General features: G+C 57.3%; 2 protein-coding genes and 1 pseudogene. 1 reads left to right on the top strand and 2 read right to left on the bottom strand.

Annotation, left to right across the window (positions count from 1 at the left end; all coding sequences use genetic code 11):
• Together WH5701_RS15555 and WH5701_RS15550 are read right to left on the bottom strand one after the other, a co-directional pair.
• On the bottom strand, nucleotides 1–645 hold a 645-nt coding region (locus WH5701_RS15555), incomplete at its 3' end, for an SDR family NAD(P)-dependent oxidoreductase (RefSeq protein WP_006173548.1).
• Nucleotides 646–651: 6 nt separating this feature from the next.
• Nucleotides 652–909, bottom strand: a complete 258-nt coding sequence (locus WH5701_RS15550) for a hypothetical protein (protein WP_006173546.1) — start codon at nucleotides 907–909, stop codon at nucleotides 652–654.
• Between the two features lie 61 nt (nucleotides 910–970).
• Here WH5701_RS15550 and WH5701_RS15545 point away from each other — a divergent pair.
• Nucleotides 971–1,292 (top strand): annotated as a pseudogene (locus WH5701_RS15545) (protein phosphatase); the annotation flags it as partial.

Below are 1,292 nucleotides of genomic sequence, written 5' to 3'. Positions count from 1 at the left end.
TGCTGGTTGCAGATTGGTGCGTGCAATACCGGGGTGCGCCGCGAGGGATTTCACCGAGCTGTTCTCGCTTTGAAGACGGTTGTGCAGCTCAAGAGCAAACATCACGTTGGCCAACTTGCTTTGGCCATAGGCGCCGTAGCGGTCGTAGCCCTGGGCCCAGCTCAAGTCGTCCCAGCGGATGGTCCCGAAGTATTGGGCGCCGGAGGTCACGGTCACGACCCGTGGGTCTGTTTGAGATGCCATCAGTGGCAATAAGCCCTGCGTTAGAGCCATATGGCCCAAATGGTTGACGGCAAATTGCAGCTCATGGCCTTGGGGACTTAATTGGCGTGGTGGTGCCATCACGCCGGCGTTGTTGAGCAGCAGATCCAGATGGCCGTATTGATCACTGAGAACGGCAATGGCCCGCTCAATGGAGCGAAGGTCAGCGAGATCGATCTCCAACAGATCGAGGCCAGTCAGGCCTTCGTCAAGCAATTGACGACGGGCCGCTTCCCCTCGGCTTCTGCTTCGACAAGCCATGACAACCGTCGCACCTTTTGCGGCAAGGGCGCGGGTGGTTTCAAGGCCGAGGCCGATGTTGGCTCCGGTCACTACGGCAATGCGGCCCTCCTGGGAGGGAATGTCGTCAACCGTCCATCCCATAGGTGGTCAGTCTTCCGGGAAGAGCAGTTCGGCTAGCTCATCGGGATCAACGTCGTAGACGCGCGCGAGAGATGTTTCGATCGCACTGGTGACTTCGCCGGGTAAGAAGCGCATGGAATTGAGCGCATCCTCCGTGATGTCGTCGGTGAGCAGCTTGTCTTCACCCTCGAGCTTTTCGTCATTGATGACGGCCATCACCCAACTCTGGTAGGCGTACACCAGATCCGAGAACTCGAGTTCGGGATCGTTGAGGTCCAGGGCCATGGTCTGAGCCAATCGTTCGCACACCCAGTTTGACCTTCGAGGGGGAAGATGTCCCCAGCAGATGTTCGGTATGAGCCTTCCGGATTCTGATCAGCTGCAAGGAACCCTTGTCGATTTCGCACTGGTCGAACTGATTCGTCAGCACCGTCTCAGCTTCCAACCGCTATGGACCGTGGACAGCTGGGCCAAATTAATGATTTGGCTGGCCTTGAATTGCGGGCTCTCCAGCGACAAAGGGAATTTTGAGCACTTCGCTCAGTCGCTGGGTGAACGGATCACCACGCGTCTACGCCGTTCATTTTTTGAACGCGAGTTAGCCGATCTGGAGCTTCATGTTACTGGCAGATCCAGCTGATGCTCAGGTGTTGGTGCTGTCCCAGGCA

It is taken from the genome of Synechococcus sp. WH 5701, from assembly GCF_000153045.1.
In the GTDB taxonomy this organism is placed as follows: Bacteria; Cyanobacteriota; Cyanobacteriia; order PCC-6307; family Cyanobiaceae; genus Regnicoccus_A; species Regnicoccus_A antarcticus.
The sequence above is the reverse complement of the archived record's forward strand: the minus strand, read 5'-3'. Positions and strand labels throughout refer to the sequence as shown.

Coding starts and splice junctions, on each gene's coding strand:
- WH5701_RS15550 (WP_006173546.1), bottom strand. CDS start 909: ATGGCCCTGGACCTCAACGATCCCGAACTCGAGTTCTCGGATCTGGTG.